The sequence below is a fragment of the Azospirillum sp. UENF 112521 genome (genome assembly GCF_058780665.1).
The window spans coordinates 946,949-970,371 of sequence record NZ_JBSNCI010000003.1 but is presented as its reverse complement, the minus strand read 5'-3'; the positions used below and the strand labels follow the sequence as shown (position 1 = coordinate 970,371).

Below are 23,423 nucleotides of genomic sequence, written 5' to 3'. Positions count from 1 at the left end.
GGGAGAAGTCTAGTGATCGCAGCCATCCTCACCGCTCCTGCATCGCGTGCTGTAGGCCGTTGAGGACCGGCGAGAAGACGTAGTCGAGGATCGTGCGGCGCCCGGTCAGGATGCTGCAGGTCACCCGCACGCCGGGGAACAGCTCGTAGGTCTTGCCGCCATAGTCGAAGCGGGTCACCGGCAGCTCGACGCGGACCTTGTAGTAGGACTGTTTGTTGGCATCGAGCAGCGTGTCGGGGCTGATCGTCCGCACCCGCCCCTCGATATGGCCGAAGCGCGAGCCGTCGCTGCCGGCCAGCGTCACCACCACCGGCTGGTCGGTGCGGACATAGCCGATGTCCTGCACCGGCAGGCGGGCGTCCACCACCAGATTGCCGTCGCGCGGCACCAGCTCCACCACCGTCTCGCCGGCCTTGACGACGGCGCCCTTGGTGGAGACGGCCAGCGTCTTGACGATGCCGTCCATCGGCGCCCGCATGCTGGAGCGGTCCAGGCCGTCCTGGTAGCGGGTCAGCCGCTGCGACAGTTCATTGTGGTTGCGCCGCGCCTCGTCCAGCGCGTTGCGGCCCTCTTCCTCGTACTTGCGGCCGATCCACACCAGCTTGCTGCGCGCCTCCGCCAGGGCCGCTTCGGCCTGGGCCAGGGTGGCGCGATCCTCGGCGATGGAGCCGGTGATGCGGGCGTCGTCGCGCAGAAGCTCCAGATGCTTCATGCGGTTGGTGATCTCGCGCTTCAGCAGGCTCTCGCTGATCGACAGCTGTTCGCGGATCAGCCCCTGCGCAACCTGAGAGCCGGAGATGCGGGCGCGGACGGCGGCCATCTGCTGCTCGCGCTGGACGATGTCCTGGCGCTGGATGTCGATGTCGGAGGCCAGCCTGTCGCGCCGGGCGCGGAACAGGTCGCGGGTTTGCGCCACCAGATCCGGCCGATCGCGGGTCAGAGCCTCGGGAAAGTCGATGCCGTCGCGCCGCGTCACTTCGGCCTCCAGCCGGGCGATGTCGGCGGAAAGCGAGCCGAGGCGCAGCCTCAGCTCTTCCAGATCGGCGCGGGTCTTGGTCTGGTCCAGCTCGACCAGCACCTGCCCGGCCTTCACCGAATCGCCTTCCTGCACCAGGATGTCGCGGACGATGCCGCCTTCGAAATGCTGGACCGACTGGTTGTAGGCCAGCGGCACCACGTCGCCGGGCGCGCTGCTGGAGACGTTCAGTTCGGCGATGGAGGCCCAGCCAACCGCGGCCAGGAAGGCGGCGACGCTGACGGCGAACAGCCCGTCGCCGAAGCGGCTTTCGCTCTCCGGCGCCGTGGCGGCGGCGAAGGGCAGCGCCGGTGCCGCTGCCGCACCGCCCAGGTTGAGGCCGGGGGGAATGCCGGAGGCCAGGGCGGAGGGCAGGGTGGGGCTGGCGGCCCGCTTGCGGGTCAGCAGGGGAAGCGGCTTCATGATGCCACCAGTCCGGCCGGGTCACGGCTCATGGCCAAATCCTGCGACTGATCGAGGTCGAGCACCAGGGAGGCGCCCTGGAGGATGCGCGGATCGTGCGAGGCGATGACCACCGTGTGGCCGGCGCGCGCCAGTTCGATCAGCGTGCGGTAGACGACGGCGGTGCCTTCGGCGTCGAGACCGTCGGTCGGCTCGTCGAGCAGGATCAGCCGTCCGCCGACCGCCAGCGCACGGGCGAGCGCCAACCGGCGCCGGTGCCCGACCGGCAGTTCCTGGCCGAAGTTGCGCAGCGGCGTGTCGAGCCCCTGGGCACAGTCGGCCACGGCGCGCTCGGCACCGGCACGGTGCAGGACGGCCTGCAACTCCGTCTCCGACAGGCGCGGGTTGGCGATCAGCAGATTCTCCCGGATGGTCCGGTTGAGGAAGACGGGCTCCTGCGGCAGGTAGCCGGTCTGCTGGCGCCACCAGAGGGGCGCGAATTTGCGGATGTCGACGCCGTCGGCCAGGACAGCCCCCTCCTGCGGGTCGGCAAGCCCGGCGATCAGGCGGATCAGCGTCGATTTGCCCGAGCCGTTCCGCCCCTTCAGCACCAGGATGTTGCCGGCGGGCACCGACAGGGAGAGGCGGCGCAGCAGCGGCGTGACCGCGCCGGCCGGGGTGTAGGTCAGGTCGCGCAGTTCCAGCGTGCCGGCGTAGCGGGGCAGGCTGGTGCCGGTCGGCGGTTCCACCGCCGTGCGGGCGAACTGCTCCAGCCGGCTCTGGGCCTGCCGGGCCATCGCCAGCGATTCCCCGATCTGCGCCAGCCGGGTGAAGGGGGCCAGCGCCCGGCCGACCAGCAGGTTGACGCCGATCAGCGAGCCGACATCCAGCTCGCCGCGCACCACCAGCACGGCACCGGTGGCGATCACCGCGACACCCTGAAGGGCCTGGAGGCTCTGCGCCATCGACTGGGCGCGGCCCTGGCGCATCGACATGCGCTCGCGCAAGGTCCGGAGCGTCTTCGCCGCGCGCTGCCAGTCGCCGAGCAGCGGCTTGGCGCCGCCGAACAGCGCCACCGCGTCGCGGCCGACGATGGCGGAGGTGACGAGCCCCTGCGCATCGGCGCCGGCCTGGGCCAGATCGCGGCCGACCGCCCGCATGTCGGCCTGAGCCAGCAGGCCGGCGGCGATCGACAGCAGGGTGAACAGCACGCAGATCGCCGCCAGCGGCCAGGAGACCAGCGCCACCACGAGGATGAATCCCAGCGCGAAGGGCAGGTCGAACAGCGTCGCCAGATTGGCGGAGCCGAGTGCTGCGTCGATCTGTTCGGGCGCCCGCATCGCCTCGCGCCGGGCGGCGTCGCCCTCCGCCGAGCCGGCGCCGCTGCGCGCGGTCAGCAGGATGCCGAAGGCGCCGGTCGCCAGACGGTCATGCTCGGCACGGCCGATACGGCCGGCGATGCCGAGGCGGACATGGCGGAACAGATGCTCGAAGGCGATGGACAGCACCACCCCGACGGTCAGCGCCGCCAGCGTGGAATCGACGCCGTGCGTCACATACCGGTTCAGCACCAGCATGGTGTAGAAGGAGGAGGCGAGGCCGAGCAGGTTCGCCGCGAGCGACGCCGCGAAGACGCGGGTCGTCAGCCGCAGGTTGGAGCGCAGCCGCAGGAGCAGCAGTCCGATAGCGCCGCCGGTCATTGCTGGTCTCCCTTCCCACGCTTGCGCTTTGTGTCTCTGTTGGCGGGAGGTGCCGGCTCGGCCTTGCCGGAGCCGTCGAACAGGCCGCGCCCCATCGCCGCCAGTTTCGGCATCGGCTTGGTCTGGATGTCGGCGGCAGTCAGGCGCCCCATGGCGGCGAGCAGGCGGTATCCGGCGAGAACCAGTTCGGTCTCCGCCGCGGCGGCATCGCTGCGCGCGTTGATCAGCGTCGTCTCGCCCGACAGGATGTCGATGAGCGACCGCGAGCCCAATTCGCGCTCCGCCCGCGCCACGTCGAGGAAGCCGGCGGCGAGGCTGGCCTGATCGTTCAGCAGCCGCACCTGCGAGCGGGCACTCTCCAGCCGGTTCCAGCTGTTGCGGACGGTTTCCAGAACCGTGCGTTCCTGGTCGGCGAAGTTGGCGTCGGCGGCGCGCAGGTCGGCTTCGGCGAGGCGGACGCTGTTGATCGCAGTCAGGCCGGTGTTCAGAGAGAAAGTGACCTGCAGCTTGAACAGCAGCTCGTCCTGCCGGCCCGGCTGGCCGGCGACGTCGCTCTTGATGTTGCGCTCGACATAGCCTTCCACCCGCGGATAGAGGGTGCGGCCGCGCACCGAGGCCACCGCCTCCTGGGCGGCGGCCGTGGTCAGGGCCAGTTCCTGGAGGCGCGGGTTGTGGCGGCGCGCCTCGTCCACCGCCGCGTCCATCGACTGCGGCAGGGCGGCCTTGGTCATGGCCAGCACTTCGGCGCCGTCCAGCTGGAAGGGCACATGGCCGAAATAGGCCTGGAAGCGGCTGAGCGCCGTCTGCATCGCCTCCTCCGCCGCGACGCGGCGGGCCTGGGCGCCGGCAAGCTGGCTCTTGGCCTGGAGAACGTCGGTGGTGAAGCCGTAGCCCTCCTGAAGCCGGACCTCCTCCAGGCCGGTCTGCCGGCGGATGTTGTCTTCCGACTGGCGGGAGAAGACGAGCAGCCGGTGGGCGCGGACGAGGGTGGCGTAGGCGCTCAATCCTTCCACCAGCAATTCCTGGCGGGTGCGCTCGACGGCGATGTCGGCGCGGACCACGGAGACCTGCGCCCGCCGGATGTCGGCGTTGGTCGCGTCGAAATCCCAGATCAGCTGGGTCGCGCGCACCGACAGCTGCTTGGCGTTCAGGTCGGTGTTGGGAAGGCCGGCCGGCTTGTTGGTGGTCTCCCGCCCGCCATTGGCCGATAGGCTGAGCGTCGGGTACCAGCCGCCATGGCTGATCCGCAGCGCGTTGCGGGCGGACTCGGCCGCAGCCTCCGCCCCCCTCAGCCGGTCATGGGTTTCGGTCGCCTTGCCGATCAGGGAGATCACGTCATCGCGTGGGGACGCAAACACAGGTTGCGCACCCCAGCCGATCAGCGGAAGCAAGACCGCAGCAGAAATGAAGGATTTACGCATGGGGGTCCTGGGGCTCGCCGTCGACCGAAGCTTATGGGCTTGCGACACTGGCGAACATAGCCGACAACCCTTATAGGGCTTTAAGACAAAACAGTGTTCAAATTCCTAATAAATCCTCTAAATCTGACAATTTCATTAGGGGGTCGTGATATGATGCACGCTTTGTGTATCGGTGTTTTGCAAATGGTGCTGATCAAAGACGTGAGGTGCCGCAGTCGAATCCGACAAATGAGAGAAAGTGTCTTGCGGCACAACTGTACCGTCCGCGGGCAAGCCCAGGCCTGACGTCAGCAGAGCTGCGAAATTGGTGCCCGATGCTGCCGCCTGCGGCTGGACCTGAACCTGCGCGGCGGAGGCGGCCTTCACATCGAAGGCCACACCGGCCACCGCATGGCTGCTGCCGTCGGCCATCGTCATGCTGGTGGTGCCGAGGATGCGGCTGCCGGCCAGGGTGGCGTCGCTCGGGCTCGCGGTGGTGGCGATGGAACGGATGCCGGCCTCCGCCAGTCCGCGCAACTCGGCCGCCTGGCTCACGCCGTCGCCATTGATGTCCTGCCAGACCTTCAGGGTGGCGAAGGCCTCGTCGGTCGCGTCCAGGCGGCCGTCATGGTTGCGGTCGAGGGAGGCGAGCGCCTCCAGGCTGCTGTTGAAGCCGCTGCCGAACTGTTCGGAAACCAGTTCGTGCGCGTCGTCGATCCGCCCGTTCCCGTTGCTGTCCTGCACCAGCAGGGCATTGCCGGCCCCGATCCAGCCGGTGCTGTCGGCGACGCCGTCGCCGGTCACGTCGAAATGGACGCCGTCGGACAGCGGGCGCAGCGCCAGCCCGTGGCCGGTCATGTCCAGCACGATGGGGTCGCTGGCGACGGTGGTCAGCTTGATGTTGTCGACGCGCAGGATCGGGTTGACGCTGTTGTCGCCGGTGTCGGAGGTTCCGAATCCCAGCGACAGGGTGCTGTTGGCCGAAACGACCACGCTGAAGCTGCCGCTGGCGCTCGCCTCCTTGGCCAGCAGCGTCACCACGCCGTTGACGCTGACGAAGGCGAAGTCGTGGTACGAGGCGTTGTCGGTGAAGGTGAAGGACCAGTCGAAGGTCAGCGTCGTGTCCTGCGTCACCGTCACGGTCGTGCCGAGCTTCATCGCGTGGCCGGCGGACGGCACCGTCCCGGTGGCCGTGGCGATGGAGCCGTGTGCAAGGCCGAGGAAGTCTTCCAGCTGGGTCGGTGTCTGGCCGCTTGCCGAGGTGAGGGTGGCCTCATGGCCGTCGCCGGTCGTGCCGACGGTGGCACCACCGGTGTAGGTCCAGCCGGTCAGCCCGTCGTCGAAGGTGCCGTTCGGAATCAGCACGCCGGGGTGCAGGGTCACGCTGTCGGTCGCGGTGGAGAAGGCGCTGCCGGCGCTGGTGTCCATCGTCACCTTGGTGCCGGCGGTCCCGCTGGTCTGATCCCAGGCATGGATGGTCAGGGCGCCGCTGATGGTGCCGGGAACCGAGGCGTTGGGCTGGAAATAGAGCCGGTCGGTCGATCGCAGCAACAGGGCGGAATCGCTGTCGTTGACGGTGCCGACGAGGCTCCAGGTCGAACCGCCGTCGGTCGAGAACCACCAATGCCCGTAGACTTCGTTGGTCCCCACCAGCGCGATGCCGGTGACCGCACCGCTGTCGCCATCGGTGACGTTCGCCGGTCCGCTGCCGTTCAGGCCGACCAGCGTCGACACGGCGATGCCCGCGGTTCCCGCCGTGGGCGCCGCGAGGGCCTCGCCTGCAACGGAAAGGGAGAGATCGGTGTCGGCCAGGACCGGGGAGGCGTTCGGCGGCGCCACCGTCACGGCAACGGACGTGCTTGCGGTCAGCGGCCCGCCGGCGCCGCCACCGCCCTGGTCGTCGACCAGGACATGGATGCTGTCGGCGCCGGTGTAGGAGGTCGCGGTGTAGAGAAGCCCGTTGGTGGCGCCCAGCAGGCTGTTGATGGTGGCGAGTGTCGCCCGGATGGTGACGGTGTCCGTGCCGTTGCCGGTGATGACGGCGTCCGTTCCGCCATCGGCGAGCGTCAGCGTCCCGTGCCCGGCGGACAGGGTCACCAGCAGCGGGGTCGAGCCGGCATCGATGTCCGACACCGACAGGCCAGTGACCGCGACCGCCACCCCCTTCACCGTCGACAGCGCCGTGGTGCCGGCGGTGACCTGCGGGGCGTCGTTGACCGGCGTGACGCTGCCGGTCAGGGCGATGGTCTCGGCACTGTAGACCGTGCTCCCGCCGACGCCGTGCGTCAGGTCGACATGGCCGCCCGTGGCGGTGGTGCCGGCGCCCTGTTCGATCAGCCGGACGGTCAGGGCCGGGGCGGTGCCGTTCCAGTCGGCCGATGGCACGAAGCGCAGCCGGTCGGCGGCGGCGACCACCAGGGCCGACCCTTCCGACACCGCGCCCACCGCCGCCCAGGCGGTGCCGGTCCAATATTGCCAGACGCCTTCCGTCGCGGTCGCCGCATTGCCGACGATGGCGATTCCGGCAAAGCCGTTGGCCGACGATCCTCCAACCACGGCGTCGGCCGCGTCGGAGAACAGGCTACCGAACAGGCTGGTGACGGTGGAGCCGGCCGGATCGGCGGTGTCCTCGGCGATGGCCGGCAGGGTTGCCGCGGTGCCGGTGGCGACCGGCGCGTCGTTGACGGCATCGACGCCGCCGGTCAGCGTGACGGTGCCGGCGCTGAAACGGCTGGTTCCGCCGCCCGCGGTCACGGTGACGCGCTCGCCGCTGGTGATCGCGCCCAGCGAATTGTCCGCCAGCCGCACGGTCAGGGCCGGGGTGGTGCCGTTCCAGTCGGCGGCGGGCAGGAAGCGCAGGGCGGTGCCGGCGGCCAGCAGGAGGCCGTTGCCGGCGCTTGCCGCGCCGATGTCGGCCCAGCTGCTTCCGGTCCAATACTGCCACAGCCCCTGCGTCGCCGTAGCGGCATTGCCGACCACCAGCACCCCGGCGAAGGCGTTCGCCGTCGATCCGCCGGCCACGGCATCGGTGGGGTCGGAGAACAGGCCGCCGAACAGGGTGGAAACGGTCGTTCCGGACGGATTGACGGCATCCTCCGCGATGTGTGCCAGCGTCGCCGTCGTCCCGGTGGCGATCGGAGCATCGTTGACGGCGGTCACGCGGGTGTCGAGCTGGATGGCCGACACGCTGTAGGGGGTGATGCCGCCGACGCCGAGGCTCTTCAGATCGACGCGGTCGCCGCTGACGATGGCGCCTGCCGAATCGTCGACCAGACGCACCATCAGGCTGGGGGGCTGCCCGTTCCAGTTTGCGACGGGAAGGAAGCGCAGCATCGTCTCGGCGGACAGCAGCAGCGCGTTGCCGTCCGACGCAGCACCGACGGCGACCCAGCTGCTTCCGTTCCAGTACTGCCATTCGCCCTGGGCGGAGTTGCCGGGATTGGCGACCACGGCGATGCCGGCGAAACCGTCGCCGGTGGCGCCGAACACCGCATCGCTCGGGTCCGAGAACAGTTTGCCGAACAGGGTCGAGACGGAGGCGCCGGCCGGATTGCCGCTGTCCTCCGCCACGGCGTCCAGGACGGCCTGCACGCCGGTCGCCACCGGGGCGCCGTTGACGGAGGTGACGTCGATGGACAGCTTCGCCACATCGGAGGACAGGGGCGTGGTGCCGCCGGTTCCGTCGAGCGTGAACAGCCGGTGCTCGGCACCGCTGAACCCGCCGGTCCACTCGTTCCCGACGGCCCGCAGTTCAAGGGCGGGCGCCTGGCCGGAGGCACCGGCCGCAGGCAGGAAGCGCAGCAGGGCATTGCCCGGCAGCACCAGTGCCGCCGTTTCGGCGACCGATCCGACCGCGCTCCAGTTGGTGCCGTCGACGCTGTACTGCCAGATGCCGAGTTGCGACCCCTGGTTCGCCACCACCGCGACGCCGACCACGCTGCTGCCGGTCTCGCCGGGACGGAACATCGCTTCGATGAGGTGGAAGACGGTGAAGCCGGCGGGAGCGGCGGTTCCCTCGGCAATCGCCAGCGCCTTTGCCATGGCCGCCGCGTCGAAGGATGCCGACAGCGTCGGCGCCGCGGCGTGGTGCTCGGCCGGGACGGTGGGGGTGGCGGGCAGCGTCGGCGTAACGGTCGGCGTGGTGGTGCCAGCGGTGTCGGATGTCGCGTTTTCGACGGCACGGACCACCGACTGCACCGCCCGCTGCTGGCTCTGTGCTGCGACGGCGAAGGCATCGCCGGTACTCAGTGCCTTCGTCACCGAAGGGGCGGAAACGGCCGGCCGCGCGTCCGTCGATGCGGCGGAGTGGGCTGTAGCGTCGCTCGTGGCGGTGCCCTTGTCCACCGTGCCGGGCAGATCGAAGCTAATGGCCTTGGGCGCGGCATCGCTCATCGCCGCCTGCTTTGTCGCCGGCGGGGAGGAGGCGTCCGGTGCCGCCGGCTTTCCATCGGCGGACGCATCGGGCGCGGCCTTGTCGCCGGTGTTCTCCTTGCCGTCGGTCTTCGCATCGCCCTTGTCGCCCGCCTTATCGTCCGCCTTGGCGTCCTTCCCGTCCTTTTCCTGTCCGCCATCGTCCTTCGCCTGGGCGTCCGCCACCTGTTCGGCGGCCTTGCCGTCGGCGCTGTCGCTGTGCTGGGCCCCATCCTTGGCGGCCTGCTTGGTCTCGCCGGCCTCCTTGGCGGCTGCCGCCTTGTCCGGGTTGGCGAGGTCGGCAATCGCCTTGTCCTGCGCCGACACCGGGACTTCGCTGGCCTGGGTGTTCTGCTGGACCGTGTCTGCGGCCTGACGGGCCGCCGCCAGCGCCTGCCCGGCGGGCCGTCCCTCCGCCAGGGCCTGCCCGAGCGCCGCGCTGAAGGCGGCACCCGAGCCGCCGAGGGCCTGGACGGCCTGCTGGACGTTCTGTCCGCTGGCGAGAGCCGTGACCAGCGGATCGGCCTTCACGCCCTTCGCCGTCTCGGCCGACAGGGACGATGCCGCGGCGACGTCCTGGCGCGCCGTGCCCAGGGCGCCGGACGGCTCATGGCCTGTGGACAGGGCGCTGCCCAGGGCCTGTCCAAATCCACCGGCCGCGGCCGGGTCGATGCCGGCGGCCGAGGCGAAGGACTTGACGGTTTCGCCGACATTGCGGCCGGAGGCGAGCGACGCGACCAGCGCGTCCGCCGGCTTCGGCGGCACGACGGCGGCGTTCTGGCTGGCGGTCATCTCCGTCTGTGCCCTGACCGACGCGGCGAGAGCGGCGTCCGGCGATCCTCCCTGCGTCAGGGCATCGTTGAGGACGCTGGCGAAGGCGGCCCCGTTCGCAGCCCCGTTCGCGGCGGTGTGCGCCTCGGCGCTGCCGGAGGACAGGGCGGCGAGCATGCGGGCGCCGTCTGACTGCCCAACCGTGGTGGAGTTGGCCAAGGCCTCGCTGTTGGCACTCGTTTCCTTCGCCGCGGTCACGGCGGCGGTGGAGTCGGTGCCGCTGGACAGCGCGCGTTCCAGCGTGTCGGCGAAGTGGCTGTTCTGCCCGGCCCCCACCGCCTTCACCGCCTCCTGGACGCCGGAGCCGGAGGCCAGGGCGGCGCTCAATTGCTCGGCCGGGGAAAGCGGCGCTGCCGCCGGTGTGACCGTGGGGGATAGCGGTGCGTTCAGGGCCTGCGACAGGGCGGCAATCGGGTCGGCCGCACCCGCCGGCCGGGCGAGCGGGTCCATCACCCCGTTGAACAGGGCGGCGGACAGGTCGGATGCCGTGCCCTTTGCAATCAGCGCGTCCGTTCCGTGTCCCTGCCCTTGCGCCAATGCGCTGGCCACGCGCTGCTCGCCGGTCAGCGAGGCCGCTTCCTGAGTCGCCTGGGCCATCCGCGCGGCAGCACCGGCGGCGATCCGGTTCGCCTGGGCAATGGCCGCATCCGGCGTCGCCTGCGCACCGAGCCCGGCTGCGAAGTCGTGCATCCAACCATCGACGAGCGTGCCCGCAGACGCCTCCGGCAGGCCCTGTCCGGCCAGGGCCGCGGCCATTTTCCCCTGAACGGCTTTCAGCGCGCCCGGGTCGCCGCTGAGCATCACCGCGGCGGCTTCCGAAGCGAGTGCGTCCGGAATGGTCAGGAGCGGGGCGGACGGGGCGTCGGCCTTCAGGGTGTCAGGCATCTGGGACCTTTCGCCGGCGCTGCATTTGCTTGTAGCAATCGCAATAACACAGCGATTCACTGAAGAAAATCTAAACGCCCAGGTAACAGTTTGGATACTGAAGCGGTCTTGCTGCAAAATCGACCGGCACCGGGGACGACCGCCCGCCAATTCTCCGGGCGATGCGGCTCCAGCGACAGAAGCAGGGGGGCGCCCGCATGGAACTGGTAAAGGGGACCGCCGATGATTAGCTTGTAAAGCAAACCATTGAAGAGCATCCCGGCGGCCCTTTGCCGCCGACGGGCAGGAAGGGACCGGAAGCCATGTCGAAAGCGATGCGCATCCATCAGGGAAGCTTCGGCCGCGTCGCCCTGCTGGACATGGACAATGCGCTGATCCATCACGCGCATCCCCACTGCCATGTGCTGATCAAGGCATCCGGCGCCGACACCCGCTTTGCCGTCGGGGAGCAGCTCTATCCGCTGCGCGACGACACCGCGGTGCTGGTCAACAGCTGGGAGGCCCATTCCTATGCCCATCAGCCGGGCGCCCCGCGCACCGTGATCCTGGCGCTGTACATCGAGCCGCGCTGGCTCGGTGCGATGCAGCGGGAACTCAACGCCAGCGGCAATCCCGGCTTCTTCGCGCAATCCTGCGGCGAGCTGACGCCATACATCCGCCGGCTGGCTGACCGCATGGCGGCGGAGCTGCTCTATGACGACCCGTCGGGCGAGCGGATGGAGGAGGCGCTGTTCGACCTGATGATCGCCATCATTGACCGCTTCTCCGAATGGCGGACGCTCGGCGGGACACGCTACGCCGCACCGGTTGCCGGCGATTTCCGCATCCGCCAGGCCATCCTGTTCATGCGGGGAACCCTGGGCGATGAGTTCGACGCCGCCCGCGTCGCCGCCGCCGCCGGCCTGTCGCGCGCCCATATGTTCCGGCTGTTCCAGCAGACGATGGCGATCACCCCGGCGCTCTATTTCAACGTGCTGCGGATGGAGGCGGCCATCGATGCCATGGCCGCCGGGCTGGAGAGCGCCACCGAGGTGTCCGGCCGGCTCGGCTTTTCCGCTCCCAGCCATTTCAGCCGTTTCTTCCGCAACCACCAGGGCGTGACACCCACCGAATACCGCCGCGTCGTCAATCTGGTGGACCGGCCCGGCGGAGGGCGGCCGGAAGCCGGGCATGCATGACGATGGGACACGCGTAAAAATGAGACGCCCATAAAAATGAGACGCTAGGGTAAATCGCGACACTCCACGGTAAAAGCTTCGCTTGGCAAACGGTCTAGTCTCCTCCGGTAACGGGAGGATGACGATGACGGCCACGCAGACCGCCGCCCAGACCATTGACAGCGAAGGCGTTTCGCCGCAGCCGCAGCCGGCCGCGGCGCCGTTCGTCGGCCGCGCGATGCCGCGGGTGGAGGACGCCGCCCTGCTGACCGGCGTCGCCCGCTACGCCGACGATCTGCCGGTGAAGCCCGGCACCCTGCACGCCGCGATCCTGCGCTCACCGCACGCCCACGCCGACCTGCTGGACATCGACACCGCCGCCGCGCTGGCGGTTCCCGGCGTCGCCGCCGTGGTGACCGGGGCCGATGCCAAGCGCCATGCCAGCGCCTTCCTGGTCGGCATCCGTGCGCCGATCGAGCATTGGTGCCTTGCCATCGACCGCGTCCGCCATGTCGGCGAACCGGTGGCGGTGGTGCTGGCCGACAGCCGCTATATCGCGGAGGACGCGCTCGACCGGATCGAGGTGCGCTATCGCCCGCTGCCGCCGGTCACCTCGATTGCCCAGGCGCTGGAAGAGGAATCGGAACCGCTGCATCCGGCGGTGGGCTCCAACCTCGTCAACAGCCGCAGCTTCCGCTATGGCGACCCCGAGGCCGCCTTCGCCCGTGCCGCCCACGCCATGTCGGTCGAGGTCGAGTATCCCCGCAACTCCTGCACTCCGATGGAGTGTTTCGTTGTCCTGGCCGACTATGACGCGGCCGAGGATGCGTACGAGGTGCTGTCGAACTTCTCCGGCCCCTTTGCCGTCCATCCGGTGATGGCGCGCGCGCTGAACGTGCCGGGATCGCGGTTGCGGCTGAAGACGCCGCCCCATTCCGGCGGCAGCTTCGGCAACAAGCAGGCGGTGTTCCCCTATGTCGTGCTGATGGGGCTGTGCGCCCGCGTCGCCGGCCGGCCGGTGAAGTGGGTGGAGGACCGGCTGGAGCATCTGATGGCCGCCACCTCGGCCACCGCGCGCCGCATGCGCATCGATGCGGCGGTGGAGCCGGACGGCCAGGTGCTGGCGCTGCGGATGGAGCAGACCGAGGATTGCGGCGCCTATCTGCGGGCGCCGGAACCGGCCTCGCTCTACCGCAACCACGGCAACCTGACCGGCGCCTACGACATCCCGAACCTGACGGTGACCAACCGCATCGTCGTCACCAACAAGACGCCGACCGGCCTCAACCGCGGCTTCGGCGGCGGGCAGCTCTATTACGGGCTGGAGCGGTTGATGAACCGGGTGGCGGCGGAGCTGGGGCTGGATCCGCTCGACGTCATCCGCCGCAATCTGGTGGCGGCCGAGGCGATGCCCTACCGCACCGCGTCGGGCGGGACGCTCGACAGCGGCGATTACCGCGCGACGCTGGAGCAGGCGGTGCGGGACGGCTCGCTCGACGCGCTGAAGGCCCGGCGCGACGCGCTGCGGGCGGAGGGGCGGCTCTACGGCATCGGCTACGCCGCGGTGGTGGAACCGTCGATCTCCAACATGGGCTACATCACCACGGTCCTGACCGCCGGGGAGCGGCGCAAGGCTGGGCCGAAGAACGGCGCGCAGGCGACCGCCAGCGTCGCCGTCGATCCGACCGGCGGCGTGTCGGTGACGGTGGCCTCCGCCCCCCAGGGGCAGGGTCACCGCACCGTGCTGGCCCAGGTGGTGGCCGACGTCTTCGGCCTGCGGTTCGAGGACATCCGCGTCAACACCGACCTCGACACCGGCAAGGATGCCTGGTCGATCGCGTCGGGCAACTATTCCAGCCGCTTCGCCGGGGCAGTGGCGGGGGCGGCCCAGGTGGCGGCGACCCGGCTGCGCGGCCGCATGGCGGCGTTGGTCGCCGGCCAGCTGAATTGCCGGGCCGACGATGTACGCTTCGCCGGCGGCCGGGTCTTCTCCGACGCCAATCCGGACAACGGCCTGTCCTTCTCCCGTGTCGCCGCCGCCGGCCACTGGTCGCCCGGCACGCTGCCCGACGGGCAGGAGGCGGCGCTGCGCGAGACCGCCTTCTGGACGCCGGAGCCGCTGAAGGCGCCGACCGACGCCGACCACATCAACAGTTCGGCCTGCTATGGCTTCATCTTCGATTTCTGCGGGGTGGAGATCGACCGGACGACCGGGGCAGTGCGGATCGACCGCTACGTCACCATGCACGACGCCGGCCGGCTGCTGAACCCGCTGCTGGTGGAAGGCCAGATCCTGGGCGGCTTCGCCCATGCCGTCGGCACCGCGCTGTACGAGGAATACGCCTATGGCGACGACGGCCGGTTCCTGTCCGGCACCTTCGCCGACTATCTGGTGCCGACCGCCTGCGAGGTCCCGGTTCCCGTCATCCTCCATCGCGAAAGCCCCTCGCCGGTGACGCCGCTCGGCGCCAAGGGGGTGGGGGAGGGGAACTGCATGAGCACCCCGGTCTGCCTCGCCAACGCGGTGGCGGATGCGCTCGGCGGACCGGTGCCGTCCCTGCCGATCACCCCGGCCAAGCTGGCGGCGCTGATCCATCCGCCGGAACCGCCGCGCCCGGCCTCCGCCGCCGGTGCCATGGAAATTCCGTCACCGGCCGCCGGCAAAGCCGCCGCGAAGGGTGGGCGCGGCCTGACCGGGGAGGGCAGCCGCGAGGTGCCGGCGACGCCGGAACAGGTCTGGGCCATCCTGCTCGATCCCAGGGAACTGGCGGCGCTGCTGCCCGGCTGCGAGGCGCTGGACCTTGTCGGTCCCAACGCCTACCGGGCCGAGGTGGTGGTCGGAATCGGACCGGTGAGAGGGCGCTATACCGCGCAGGTTGCGCTGTCCGACCTCGATCCGCCCAAGTCACTGACCCTGACCGGCAGCGGCACCAGCGCACTCGGTTCGGGCAGCGGCGCCGGGCACGTGACGCTGGAGCGCACCGCCACCGGAACCCGCGTCACCTACCGCTACAGCGCGTCGGTCGGCGGCAAGGTCGCCGCGGTCGGCGGGCGGATGCTCGACAGCGCATCGCGCCTGCTGATCGGCCAGTTCTTTGAAAAGCTGGTTGCCCGCGCCGGTGGCGCCGAGGTGCCCGCCGACTCTCCCTCGCTTCTGACGCGCCTGCTGCGTCTTCTGGGGTTTAACCGATGAAGCCCGCACCCTTCGACTATCTGCGGCCGGAAACGGTCGCCGAGGCGCTGGCGGCGCTGGCGGACGGGGGCGACGACGCCCGCGTGATCGCCGGCGGCCAGTCGCTGATGCCGATGCTGAACATGCGGCTGGTTCAGCCGCGCCTGCTGATCGATCTCGGCCGGCTGGAGGAGCTGCGCAGCCTGCGGGCCGAAGACGGTTGGCTGACCGTCGGCGCTGCCGTGACCCAGGCCGAGGTGTTGGCCCGCCCGGCCCTGGCGCGCGAAGTGCCGCTGCTGGCCGCCGCCCTGCCGTGGGTCGGCCATTTCCAGACCCGTAACCGCGGCACACTCTGCGGATCGGTCGCCCATGCCGATCCCAGCGCCGAGACGCCGCTCTGTCTGGTCGCCACCGGCGGCGAGGTGATGCTGCGCAATGCCAAGCGCCGCCGCACCGTCGCCGCCGCCGATTTCTTCGTGGGGCCGCTGACCACGGTGAAGGCGGCGGACGAGATCGTCGAATGCGTCCGCTTTCCGCTGGCCCGCCCCGGCAGCGGCCATGCCTTCCGGGAGCAATCGATGCGGCACGGCGATTTCGCCATCGCCGCCTGCGCCGCCACGGTGGACCGCGACCGCGCCGGCCTTGCCGTCGGCGGGGTGGCGGACCGGCCGACGATGCGCTCCTGGCCGCTGGTCGGCGGCGGGCTGCCGCCGGATCTCGACGAGGCGCTGAACGCCTTCGCCTGGGACCTCGGCGGCGACGACGACCAGCACGCCACCGCCCGCTACCGCCGCGACCTCGTCCGCCGGATCGGCCGCACCGTCCTTGAAGAGGCCCTGTCATGCCGCCGCTGAAATCCACATCCGCGCTGACGGCGGAGGCGCGCCACGCCGTCTCCATCGTCCTGAACGGCACGCCGCGCACCGGCCATGCCCATCCGCGCCTGCTGCTGAGCGATTTCCTGCGCCACGAGCTGGGCGCCCACGGCACCCGCGTCGGCTGCGAGCACGGCGTCTGCGGCGCCTGCACCGTCCGCATCGACGGCGTGGCGGTCCGCGCCTGCCTGACGCTGGCGGTGCAGGCCGACGGCCGGCGCATCGACACCGTCGAAGGACTGTCGCAGGCCAACGAGGGGCGCATGACGGCACTCCAGGAGGCCTTCCGACGGCATCACGCCCTGCAATGCGGCTTCTGCACCGCCGGCATCCTGATGTCGCTGACCGATTACCTGGACCGCAATCCCAAGCCAACCGAAGAGGAGCTACGCGACATGCTGAGCGGCCATCTTTGCCGCTGCACCGGCTATGCCGGCATCATCCGCGCCGTGATGGACGTCGCCGGTGGGACGGTGAGGGAGGTCGCCCATGTTTGACCTCGGCCGCAGCATCCTGGCGAGCGCGGAACGCAGCCCGGACGCGCTCGCCATCGTCGACGGCGACCTGAGGCTGACTTACGCGCAGTGGCTGGAGCGCATCCGCCGGCTGGTCGGCGCCTTCGACCGGCTGGCCCTGCGCCCCGGCGACCGTATCGCCACCGCGTTGCAGAACAATTGGGAAATGGCGACCATCCATTGGGCCTGCCAGCTGGCCGGCATCGCCGTGGTGCCGCTGAACTGGCGGGTGAAGCCCGACGAGCTGGATTACTGCCTGCCCGATGCCGAGGTGCGCGCCCTGTTCTATCAGGAGGTGTCGGCCGATGCCGTCCGGACCTCCGCCGCGGCGCGGGCGCTGCCGCGCATCGCGGTCGGCGATCCGGTCGATCCCGGCGACCGCCGCTTCGCCGATCTGCTGGACGGCGATCCGGCTGCGGCTCAGCCGCGCGCCGCGGCCGAGCATGTCTCGCTGTTCCTCTACACCTCCGGCACCACCGGCAAGCCCAAGGGCGTGCCGCGCCGCCACCGGACGGAGCGTGCCGCCGCCGTCGCCCATGTCGCCCAGAACTGCTACCGCCGGGGCGAGCGGACGCTGGGCGTCATGCCGCTCTACCACACCATGGGGGTGCGCTCGCTGCTGGCGATGGCGCTGGTGGACGGCTGTTTCGTCTGCCTGCCCCGCTTCGACACGGCCCGAGCGCTCGACCTGATCGCGGCGGAGCGGCTGAGCTGCCTCTATCTGGTGCCGACGCTCTACCACGACCTGCTGGCCGACCCGAAATTCTCGGGCACCGACGTGTCGTCGGTGCGAAAGCTGGGCTTCGCCGGGGCGTCGATGACCGACGGCCTGCTGAAGCGGTTGGAGATCGCCTTCCGGCCCGAGCTGTTCGTCAACCATTACGGCTCGTCCGAGATCTACACCTTCACCATCGACCAGAACGCCCCGGCCAAGCCGGGATCGGCCGGCAAGGCGGCGCTGAACCAGCGCATCCGCATCGTCCGTCTCGGCAGCTTCGATCCCGGCGAGCGTGCCGCCATCGGGGAGGAGGGCCAGATCGCCGCCGACCTGTCGGGCGACGAGGCCTTCGAGGGCTATTGGAAGCGGCCGGACGCCGACGCCAAAGCGCTGCACGCCGGCTGGTACTTCACCGGCGACATCGGCTTCCTCGACACCGACGGCGACCTCTTCGTCACCGGCCGGGTCGACGACATGATCATCACCGGCGGCGAGAACGTCTCGCCGGTCGAGATCGAAAGCGTGCTGTCCCTGCATGACGGCGTGCTGGAGGTGGCGGTCGCCGGCCTGCCCGACGAACGCTGGGGCCAGCGGGTCGTCGCCTTCGTCAAGCGCGCCCGCGGCGTCGAGGCCAACGACCTCGACGACCATTGCCGCACCTCCGGCCTCGCCAATTTCAAGCGCCCGCGCGAGTACGTCTTCCTCGACGAAATCCCGAAATCGCCGGTCGGCAAGATCCTGCGCCGCAAGCTGCAGGCCGGCGAGTTCGCCCTTGAGAGCGGCCCTGCCGAACATAGTCCAACCGAACACAGCCAGACCCTGTCCTGAATCCAGTCTTCATCCATGGAGTTTCCGACCGTGACCCCCTACCGTTTCGACAGCACCGACCGCCTGCTCGCCGACCTCGACGGCTTCCGCGTGGAACTGGACGAATCCCTGGAGCGCGCCGACATCGTGCTGCACCGCCCGCCCTTCAACATCGTCAGCATGCTCCAGCGCGACCAGTTCGCCGCCGTGTTCAAGGTGCTGGACCGCGACCCCAAGGTGCGGGTGATCGTGCTGCGCGCCGAGGGCGAGAATTTCTCGTCCGGCGGCAACATCGCCGGCTTCATGGAGAAGTCGGCGGAGCATGTGTCGGAACTGGCGGTCAACATCGCCGCCCCGGAACGCTGCCGCAAGCCGGTGATCGCCCAGGTCCGCGGCTATTGCTTCGGCGTCGGCTTCGAGCTGTCGCTGGCCTGCGATTTCCGCATCGCGTCGGAGACCGCGCAGTTCGCCCTGCCGGAAATGCGCATCGGCATGATCCCCGGTTCCGGCGGTTCCGCCCGCCTGCTGCACATGATCGGCATCTGCCGGACCAAGGACATGGTGATGCGGGCCAAGCGCATTTCGGGCCGGCAGGCGGCCGACTGGGGCTTCGTCACCGAGTGTGTTGCCGACGCCGAACTGGAATCGACGGTCGCGGCCTTGGTGGACGAGCTGCGCGGCTTCTCGCCTCTCGCCCAGCGCACCATCAAGGGCGTGCTGAACAGCGGCAACAACGTTTCGGTCAACGGCGCCATCGAGATCGAGGGGCAGGCCTACGGCCGCCTGCGCGGCTCCGAGGACTTCAAGGAGGGCGTCGCCTCCTTCCACGAGAAGCGCAAGCCGGTCTTCACGGGCGTCTGACCGACGCCTCCAAGCATGGGCAAAACAGGGAGGAACCAAAAATCATGACCAAGACCACGCTTCTCGGTACCGCCGCGCTCGTCCTGCTCGGGCTCGGTGGGGTCGCGTCCGCCGCCGAGCCGATCCGCATCGGGGTGGTGACCCCGCTGTCGGGCACCTACGCCCCCATCGGCCAGCAGGTCCGCTGGGGCCTGGAACTGGCGACGAAGGAGGTCAACGCCGCCGGCGGCATCCTCGGCCGGCAGGTCGAGTTGCTGTTCGAGGACGAGGAGGCCAATCCCGCCGTCGCCACCCAGAAGGCGGAGAAGCTGTTCCAGGTCAACAAGGTCGATTTCCTGACCGGCACCGTCAATTCCGGCTCGACCCTGGCGGTCGGGCAGCTTGCCGAGCGCAACGGCCGGCTGATCGCCACCACCGTCTCCTTCTCCGACGCCATCACCACCGACAAATGCTCGCCCAACGTCTTCCGGGTGAACGCGCGGGCGGGGCAGCAGTCGGCGGCGCTGGCGGAATGGCTGGCCAAGGACAAGCCGAAGGCCAAGGTCTATTATCTCGGCCCCGACTACGAGATGGGCCGCTCCACCGTCGCGGCCTTCAAGGAGGCGGCGGAGAAGACCGGCGCGCAATCGACCGGCGAGGTCTTCGCGCCGCTCGGCAGCAAGGATTACTCGCAGTATTTCGGCCAACTCCGGGCCGCGCGGCCGAGCGTGCTCTACACCTCGACCGCCGGAAACGACACGGTCCGCCTGCTGACGCAGATGAGCGAATACGGGCTGTTGCGCAACCTGACCATCGTCGGCGCGTCGGGCACCGTCACCGCCCAGAACATCGGCGCCATCGGCAAGGCGGCCGACGGCTTCGTCACCGGCGTCGGCTATTCCGCCGAACTCGACACGCCGGAGAACAAGGCGTTCGTCGCCGCCTTCCGCAAGGCCTACGACACCGCGCCCGACCTTTACGGCGCCGACAGCTACGGCCTGATCGGCTTCTTCAAGGCGGCGGTCGAGAAGGCCGGAAGCACCGACACCGACACGCTGCGCAAGGCGATGGAAGGGCTGAGCTGGTCGACGCCGCAGGGCACCAAGACCATGCGGGCCGGCGACCATCAGGCGATCCAGGACATGTATGCCGTGCGGATCGCGGCGGACGGCGGCGGCAACCGCTTCGACGTGGTCGGCACCGTTCCGGGCGACGCCGCCATCGGCCCCGACCAGTGCACCCGCTTCTGAGGACCGTTTCCAGGGAGCCGACGCCCATGGCCGATCTCATCGATTATCTGCAATTCGTCCTGGCGCCGCAGGCGCTGAACGGTCTGTCGCTCGGGGTTGCCGTCGTCCTGATGGCGCTGGGCCTGACCATCATCTTCGGACTGCTGGACGTCATCAACATGGCCCATGGCGAGTTCTACGCCATGGGCGCCTTCCTGGCCCTGACCCTGGCCGGGCTTGGGGTCGGCTTCTGGGCGCTGCTTGTTCTGGTGCCGCTGCTGATGCTGCCCATCGGCTGGCTGGCCGAGCGCTGGCTGATCGCCCGGGTCTTCCACAGCCGCGACCGCCATATCCTGACCCTGCTGCTGACCTTCGGGCTGGGCATGATCATGGAAGACCTGCTGAAGCTGGTCTACGGCCCCAACACCCAGCGGCCCGAGAACCCCATCGAGGGCGGCACCGAGATCCTCGGCATGTTCCTGCCCAACTACCGGCTGTTCCTGATCGGCTTCGGCCTTGCGCTGATCGCCGCGGTCTGGGTCGTGGTCTTCCGCACCGGGTTCGGCGCCATGGTGCGGGCGGCGGCCTTCGACAAGGACATGGCCTCGTCGCTGGGCGTGCCGGTGCGCCGGGTCTATGCCGGCACCTTCGCCTTCGGGGTGGCGCTGGCCGGCCTGTCCGGCGTGCTGCTGGCGCCGATCTATTCGGTGTTCCCGACCATGGGGCGCGACTTCATCCTGATGGCCTTCACCGTGGTGATCGTCGGCGGCATGGGGTCGATCCAGGGCGCGGTGATCGCCGGCCTGCTGCTGACCCAGGTGCAGGCGCTGTCCAGCCTCTACATCTCGCCGGTCTGGTCCGACCCGCTGGTGTTCGGGATCATGGTGCTGGTGCTGATGGTCCGGCCGCAGGGCCTGTTCGGGAGGTTGGGACATGCCTGAAGCCACTCTGCGCTCCCTCTCCGATCCCGGCCGCGCCGGCCCGGCATCGCGATTGTCCCGCCTGGCTCCGGTCCATTGGCTGGCGCTGGCCTTCCTGGTGGCGGCGCTGGGATTCGCCGCCGTCGCCTGGGCGACCGGCAACGGCTTCTACCTGCGTCTGGCGACCGAGGCGTTGATCTTCGCCGGGCTGGCGATGAGCGTCGACCTGCTGCTGGGCTACACCGGCCTGCTGTCGCTCGGGCAGGCGCTGTATTTCGGGCTGGGCGCCTATGTTTCGGCGCTCGTCCTGCGCGATGTCGCCCCCAGCTTCTGGCTGGCGATGGCGGCGGCCCTGCTGGCCGGCGGCGTGGCGGGCCTGATCGGCGGCGTCATCGCCAACCGGGTGAAGGGCGTCTATTTCGCGCTGATCACCTTTGGGTTGGCCCAGGTCGCGGCCAAGTCGGTCTACAACACCCGTGCGCTCGGCGCGTCGGACGGGCTGATCGGCATCCCGCAGGTCAGCATCGGTTTCGGCCCCTTCAGCCTCGACACCGCCGACCCGCTGTCCTTCTTCCTGCTGGTGCTCGGCCTGACCGTCGCGGCCTATGCCGGGCTGGCCTATCTGATGGACGCGCCGTTCGGCCGGACGCTGGCCGCCATCCGCGCCAACGAGAAACGCGTGCCGTTCCTGGGCTTCAACGCTTGGCGCTACAAGCTGGCGGTCTATGTGCTGGCCGCCTGCGTCGCGGCGCTGGCCGGGGCGCTCTACCCGATGCTGCGCGGCTTCGTCTCGCCCGAACTGATGTTCTTCGAGACCTCCGGCAACGCCGTCATCACCGTCATCGTCGGCGGCGTCGGCACGCTGGTCGGGCCGGTGGTGGGCAGCCTGCTGCTGACCGCCCTGCGTTCGGTCGTCGGGTCGTGGACCGAGCATCACCTGATCGTCGTGGGGGTCATCTTCATGCTGTCCGTCATCTTCCTGCGCAAGGGGCTGGTCGGCGCCCTGCTGGCACGGCTGGGCCGTCGCAGCGAACAGGGGAGGGCGACGCCATGACGGCAGCCTCCCTCAAGACGGCGGCCGGTGCGGGCAGCGCCTGTGCATTGGGTGTCCGCGACCTGTCGGTGAATTTCGGCGGGCTCCAGGCGGTGGCGGGCGTCGGCTTCGAGGCCGCCGCCGGGCGGATCACCTCGGTCATCGGTCCCAACGGGGCCGGCAAGAGCACGCTGTTCAACCTGATCAGCGGCGCCATCCGCCCGACCGGCGGCCGGGTCACCCTGGACGGCGCCGACGTCACCGGGCGTTCGCCCGACCGGCTGCTCGCCGCCGGGCTGGCCCGCTCCTTCCAGATCACCAACCTGTTCTTCGAGCTGCCGGTCCTGGAAAATCTGCGGATCGCCGCGCAGGTGCTGGAACGGCCCTGGCACGCGCTGCGTCCGGTCGGCCACAGCCGCCGGGCGCTCGCCAAGGCCGAGGCGCTGCTGGACCGCTTCGGCCTGTCGGCCAAGGCGCGCGAGCTTGCCGGCAACCTGTCCCACGGCGAACAGCGGCGGCTGGAGATCGCGGTCGCGCTGGCCGCCGAACCGCGGGTGCTGCTGCTGGACGAGCCGACCCAGGGCATGAGCCACGGCGACACCGCCGACACCGGCGCGCTGATCCGCTCGCTGGCCGGCGAGCTTACCGTGCTGCTGATCGAACACGACATCGGGCTGGTGATGAGCCTGTCGGACCATGTCGTGGTGATGGCCCAGGGCCGCAAGATCGCCGAGGGGGCGCCCGCGGCGGTGCGCGCCGATCCCGCGGTGCAGGCCGCCTATTTCGGACACGGGTGACAGCCATGCTTTCCATTGAGAACCTGCACGCGCATTACGGCCTCAGCCATGTCCTTCAGGGCGTTTCCCTCCAGGCCGGGCCGGGCGAGGTGGTCGGGCTGTTCGGCCGCAACGGCGTCGGCAAGACCACCATCCTGAAATCCATCGCCGGCTGGGTGCCGGCCAGTTCCGGCACGATCCGTTTCGGCGGCGTCGATCTGGCCGGGCAGACGCCCGACGCCATCGCCCGCCTCGGGCTCGGTCTGGTGCCGGAGGACCGCCGCATCTTCCCCGGCCTCAGCGTCGAGGAGAATTTGCGGTTGGGCCTGCGCCAATGCCCTGGCCGGGCGCGCCGGGAGAACGAGCAGGCAATCGGACAGGCCTTCGCCCGCTTCCCCCGTCTGGCCGAACGGCGGCGGCAACTCGGCACCACCCTGTCCGGTGGCGAGCAACAGATGCTGGCGATGGCCCGCGTGATGGTGGGGACCGCCAAGCTGCTGCTGATCGACGAGCCGACGGAAGGGCTGGCGCCGATGATCGTCGACGAGATCTTCGCGATCATCACCGAGCTGAAGCGGGCGGGATTGACCATCCTGCTGGTGGAACAGAACATCCACCGCGCGCTCGACGTCGCCGACCGCTTCTATGCGGTGGAGCGGGGCCGCATCACGCTGCATGGCGAAGCGGCCTCGTCCGCCGACCGTGCCCGGTTGATGGAGATGGTTGCCGTCTAACCGG

15 protein-coding genes are annotated in these 23,423 nt (G+C 69.9%); 11 read left to right on the top strand and 4 right to left on the bottom strand.

Translation table 11 applies throughout. The annotated features are described in order from the left end of the window. Positions 1-28: 28 nt before the first annotated feature. The 4 genes from ACWPN8_RS20005 to ACWPN8_RS19990 all read right to left on the bottom strand — a co-directional run bounded on the left by ACWPN8_RS20005 (position 29) and on the right by ACWPN8_RS19990 (position 10,643). Positions 29-1,438 (bottom strand): HlyD family type I secretion periplasmic adaptor subunit, encoded by a 1,410-nt coding sequence (locus tag ACWPN8_RS20005; protein ID WP_492241992.1) that lies wholly within the window; start codon positions 1,436-1,438, stop codon positions 29-31. Further along, positions 1,435-3,117, bottom strand: coding sequence for an ATP-binding cassette domain-containing protein (locus ACWPN8_RS20000; protein ID WP_492241991.1), 1,683 nt, complete (start codon positions 3,115-3,117; stop codon positions 1,435-1,437). Before ACWPN8_RS20000 ends, ACWPN8_RS20005 begins: the two co-directional genes overlap by 4 nt. Next, positions 3,114-4,451 carry a TolC family protein gene (locus ACWPN8_RS19995; protein ID WP_492241990.1) on the bottom strand — a complete coding sequence of 446 codons (1,338 nt, stop codon included), beginning with the start codon at positions 4,449-4,451 and terminating at the stop codon, positions 3,114-3,116. Before ACWPN8_RS19995 ends, ACWPN8_RS20000 begins: the two co-directional genes overlap by 4 nt. Before the next feature lie 222 nt (positions 4,452-4,673). After that, complete coding sequence (locus ACWPN8_RS19990) at positions 4,674-10,643, bottom strand: SPM autocatalytic domain-containing protein (RefSeq protein WP_492241989.1); 5,970 nt, start codon at positions 10,641-10,643, stop codon at positions 4,674-4,676. 302 nt (positions 10,644-10,945) lie between these two features. Here ACWPN8_RS19990 and ACWPN8_RS19985 point away from each other — a divergent pair, with 302 nt between their 5' ends. The 11 genes from ACWPN8_RS19985 (at position 10,946) to ACWPN8_RS19935 (ending at position 23,419) form a co-directional block, all read left to right on the top strand. Further along, positions 10,946-11,821 carry an AraC family transcriptional regulator gene (locus tag ACWPN8_RS19985; protein ID WP_492241988.1) on the top strand — a complete coding sequence of 292 codons (876 nt, stop codon included), beginning with the start codon at positions 10,946-10,948 and terminating at the stop codon, positions 11,819-11,821. Positions 11,822-11,945: 124 nt separating this feature from the next. After that, complete coding sequence (locus ACWPN8_RS19980; RefSeq protein WP_492241987.1) at positions 11,946-14,993, top strand: xanthine dehydrogenase family protein molybdopterin-binding subunit; 3,048 nt, start codon at positions 11,946-11,948, stop codon at positions 14,991-14,993. Further along, positions 14,990-15,826, top strand: coding sequence for an FAD binding domain-containing protein (locus ACWPN8_RS19975; RefSeq protein WP_492241986.1), 837 nt, complete (start codon positions 14,990-14,992; stop codon positions 15,824-15,826). The genes ACWPN8_RS19980 and ACWPN8_RS19975 overlap by 4 nt, the downstream gene beginning before the upstream one ends. After that, entirely contained in the window at positions 15,814-16,344 is a 531-nt protein-coding gene (locus ACWPN8_RS19970; RefSeq protein ID WP_492241985.1) for a (2Fe-2S)-binding protein, read from the top strand. The genes ACWPN8_RS19975 and ACWPN8_RS19970 overlap by 13 nt, the downstream gene beginning before the upstream one ends. Further along, on the top strand, positions 16,337-17,908 hold the full coding sequence (locus ACWPN8_RS19965) for an AMP-binding protein (RefSeq protein ID WP_492241984.1): 1,572 nt from the start codon (positions 16,337-16,339) through the stop codon (positions 17,906-17,908). The genes ACWPN8_RS19970 and ACWPN8_RS19965 overlap by 8 nt, the downstream gene beginning before the upstream one ends. 30 nt (positions 17,909-17,938) lie before the next feature. Continuing rightward, positions 17,939-18,748 (top strand): enoyl-CoA hydratase/isomerase family protein, encoded by an 810-nt coding sequence (locus tag ACWPN8_RS19960; protein WP_492241983.1) that lies wholly within the window; start codon positions 17,939-17,941, stop codon positions 18,746-18,748. 44 nt (positions 18,749-18,792) lie between these two features. Next, positions 18,793-19,977, top strand: a complete 1,185-nt coding sequence (locus ACWPN8_RS19955; RefSeq protein ID WP_492241982.1) for an ABC transporter substrate-binding protein — start codon at positions 18,793-18,795, stop codon at positions 19,975-19,977. Positions 19,978-20,003: 26 nt separating this feature from the next. Beyond that, positions 20,004-20,897: a branched-chain amino acid ABC transporter permease gene (locus ACWPN8_RS19950; RefSeq protein ID WP_492241981.1), complete on the top strand. Its 894-nt coding sequence runs from the start codon at positions 20,004-20,006 to the stop codon at positions 20,895-20,897. After that, positions 20,890-21,930: a branched-chain amino acid ABC transporter permease gene (locus tag ACWPN8_RS19945; protein WP_492241980.1), complete on the top strand. Its 1,041-nt coding sequence runs from the start codon at positions 20,890-20,892 to the stop codon at positions 21,928-21,930. The genes ACWPN8_RS19950 and ACWPN8_RS19945 overlap by 8 nt, the downstream gene beginning before the upstream one ends. Next, complete coding sequence (locus tag ACWPN8_RS19940) at positions 21,927-22,706, top strand: ABC transporter ATP-binding protein (RefSeq protein ID WP_492241979.1); 780 nt, start codon at positions 21,927-21,929, stop codon at positions 22,704-22,706. The genes ACWPN8_RS19945 and ACWPN8_RS19940 overlap by 4 nt, the downstream gene beginning before the upstream one ends. A gap of 5 nt (positions 22,707-22,711) precedes the next feature. Then, positions 22,712-23,419 (top strand): ABC transporter ATP-binding protein, encoded by a 708-nt coding sequence (locus tag ACWPN8_RS19935; protein WP_376962692.1) that lies wholly within the window; start codon positions 22,712-22,714, stop codon positions 23,417-23,419. Positions 23,420-23,423 lie beyond the last annotated feature (4 nt).

Coding starts and splice junctions, on each gene's coding strand:
- ACWPN8_RS20005 (WP_492241992.1), bottom strand. CDS start 1,438: ATGAAGCCGCTTCCCCTGCTGACCCGCAAGCGGGCCGCCAGCCCCACC.
- ACWPN8_RS20000 (WP_492241991.1), bottom strand. CDS start 3,117: ATGACCGGCGGCGCTATCGGACTGCTGCTCCTGCGGCTGCGCTCCAAC.
- ACWPN8_RS19990 (WP_492241989.1), bottom strand. CDS start 10,643: ATGCCTGACACCCTGAAGGCCGACGCCCCGTCCGCCCCGCTCCTGACC.
- ACWPN8_RS19985 (WP_492241988.1), top strand. CDS start 10,946: ATGTCGAAAGCGATGCGCATCCATCAGGGAAGCTTCGGCCGCGTCGCC.
- ACWPN8_RS19980 (WP_492241987.1), top strand. CDS start 11,946: ATGACGGCCACGCAGACCGCCGCCCAGACCATTGACAGCGAAGGCGTT.
- ACWPN8_RS19975 (WP_492241986.1), top strand. CDS start 14,990: ATGAAGCCCGCACCCTTCGACTATCTGCGGCCGGAAACGGTCGCCGAG.
- ACWPN8_RS19970 (WP_492241985.1), top strand. CDS start 15,814: ATGCCGCCGCTGAAATCCACATCCGCGCTGACGGCGGAGGCGCGCCAC.
- ACWPN8_RS19965 (WP_492241984.1), top strand. CDS start 16,337: ATGTTTGACCTCGGCCGCAGCATCCTGGCGAGCGCGGAACGCAGCCCG.
- ACWPN8_RS19955 (WP_492241982.1), top strand. CDS start 18,793: ATGACCAAGACCACGCTTCTCGGTACCGCCGCGCTCGTCCTGCTCGGG.
- ACWPN8_RS19950 (WP_492241981.1), top strand. CDS start 20,004: ATGGCCGATCTCATCGATTATCTGCAATTCGTCCTGGCGCCGCAGGCG.
- ACWPN8_RS19945 (WP_492241980.1), top strand. CDS start 20,890: ATGCCTGAAGCCACTCTGCGCTCCCTCTCCGATCCCGGCCGCGCCGGC.
- ACWPN8_RS19940 (WP_492241979.1), top strand. CDS start 21,927: ATGACGGCAGCCTCCCTCAAGACGGCGGCCGGTGCGGGCAGCGCCTGT.
- ACWPN8_RS19935 (WP_376962692.1), top strand. CDS start 22,712: ATGCTTTCCATTGAGAACCTGCACGCGCATTACGGCCTCAGCCATGTC.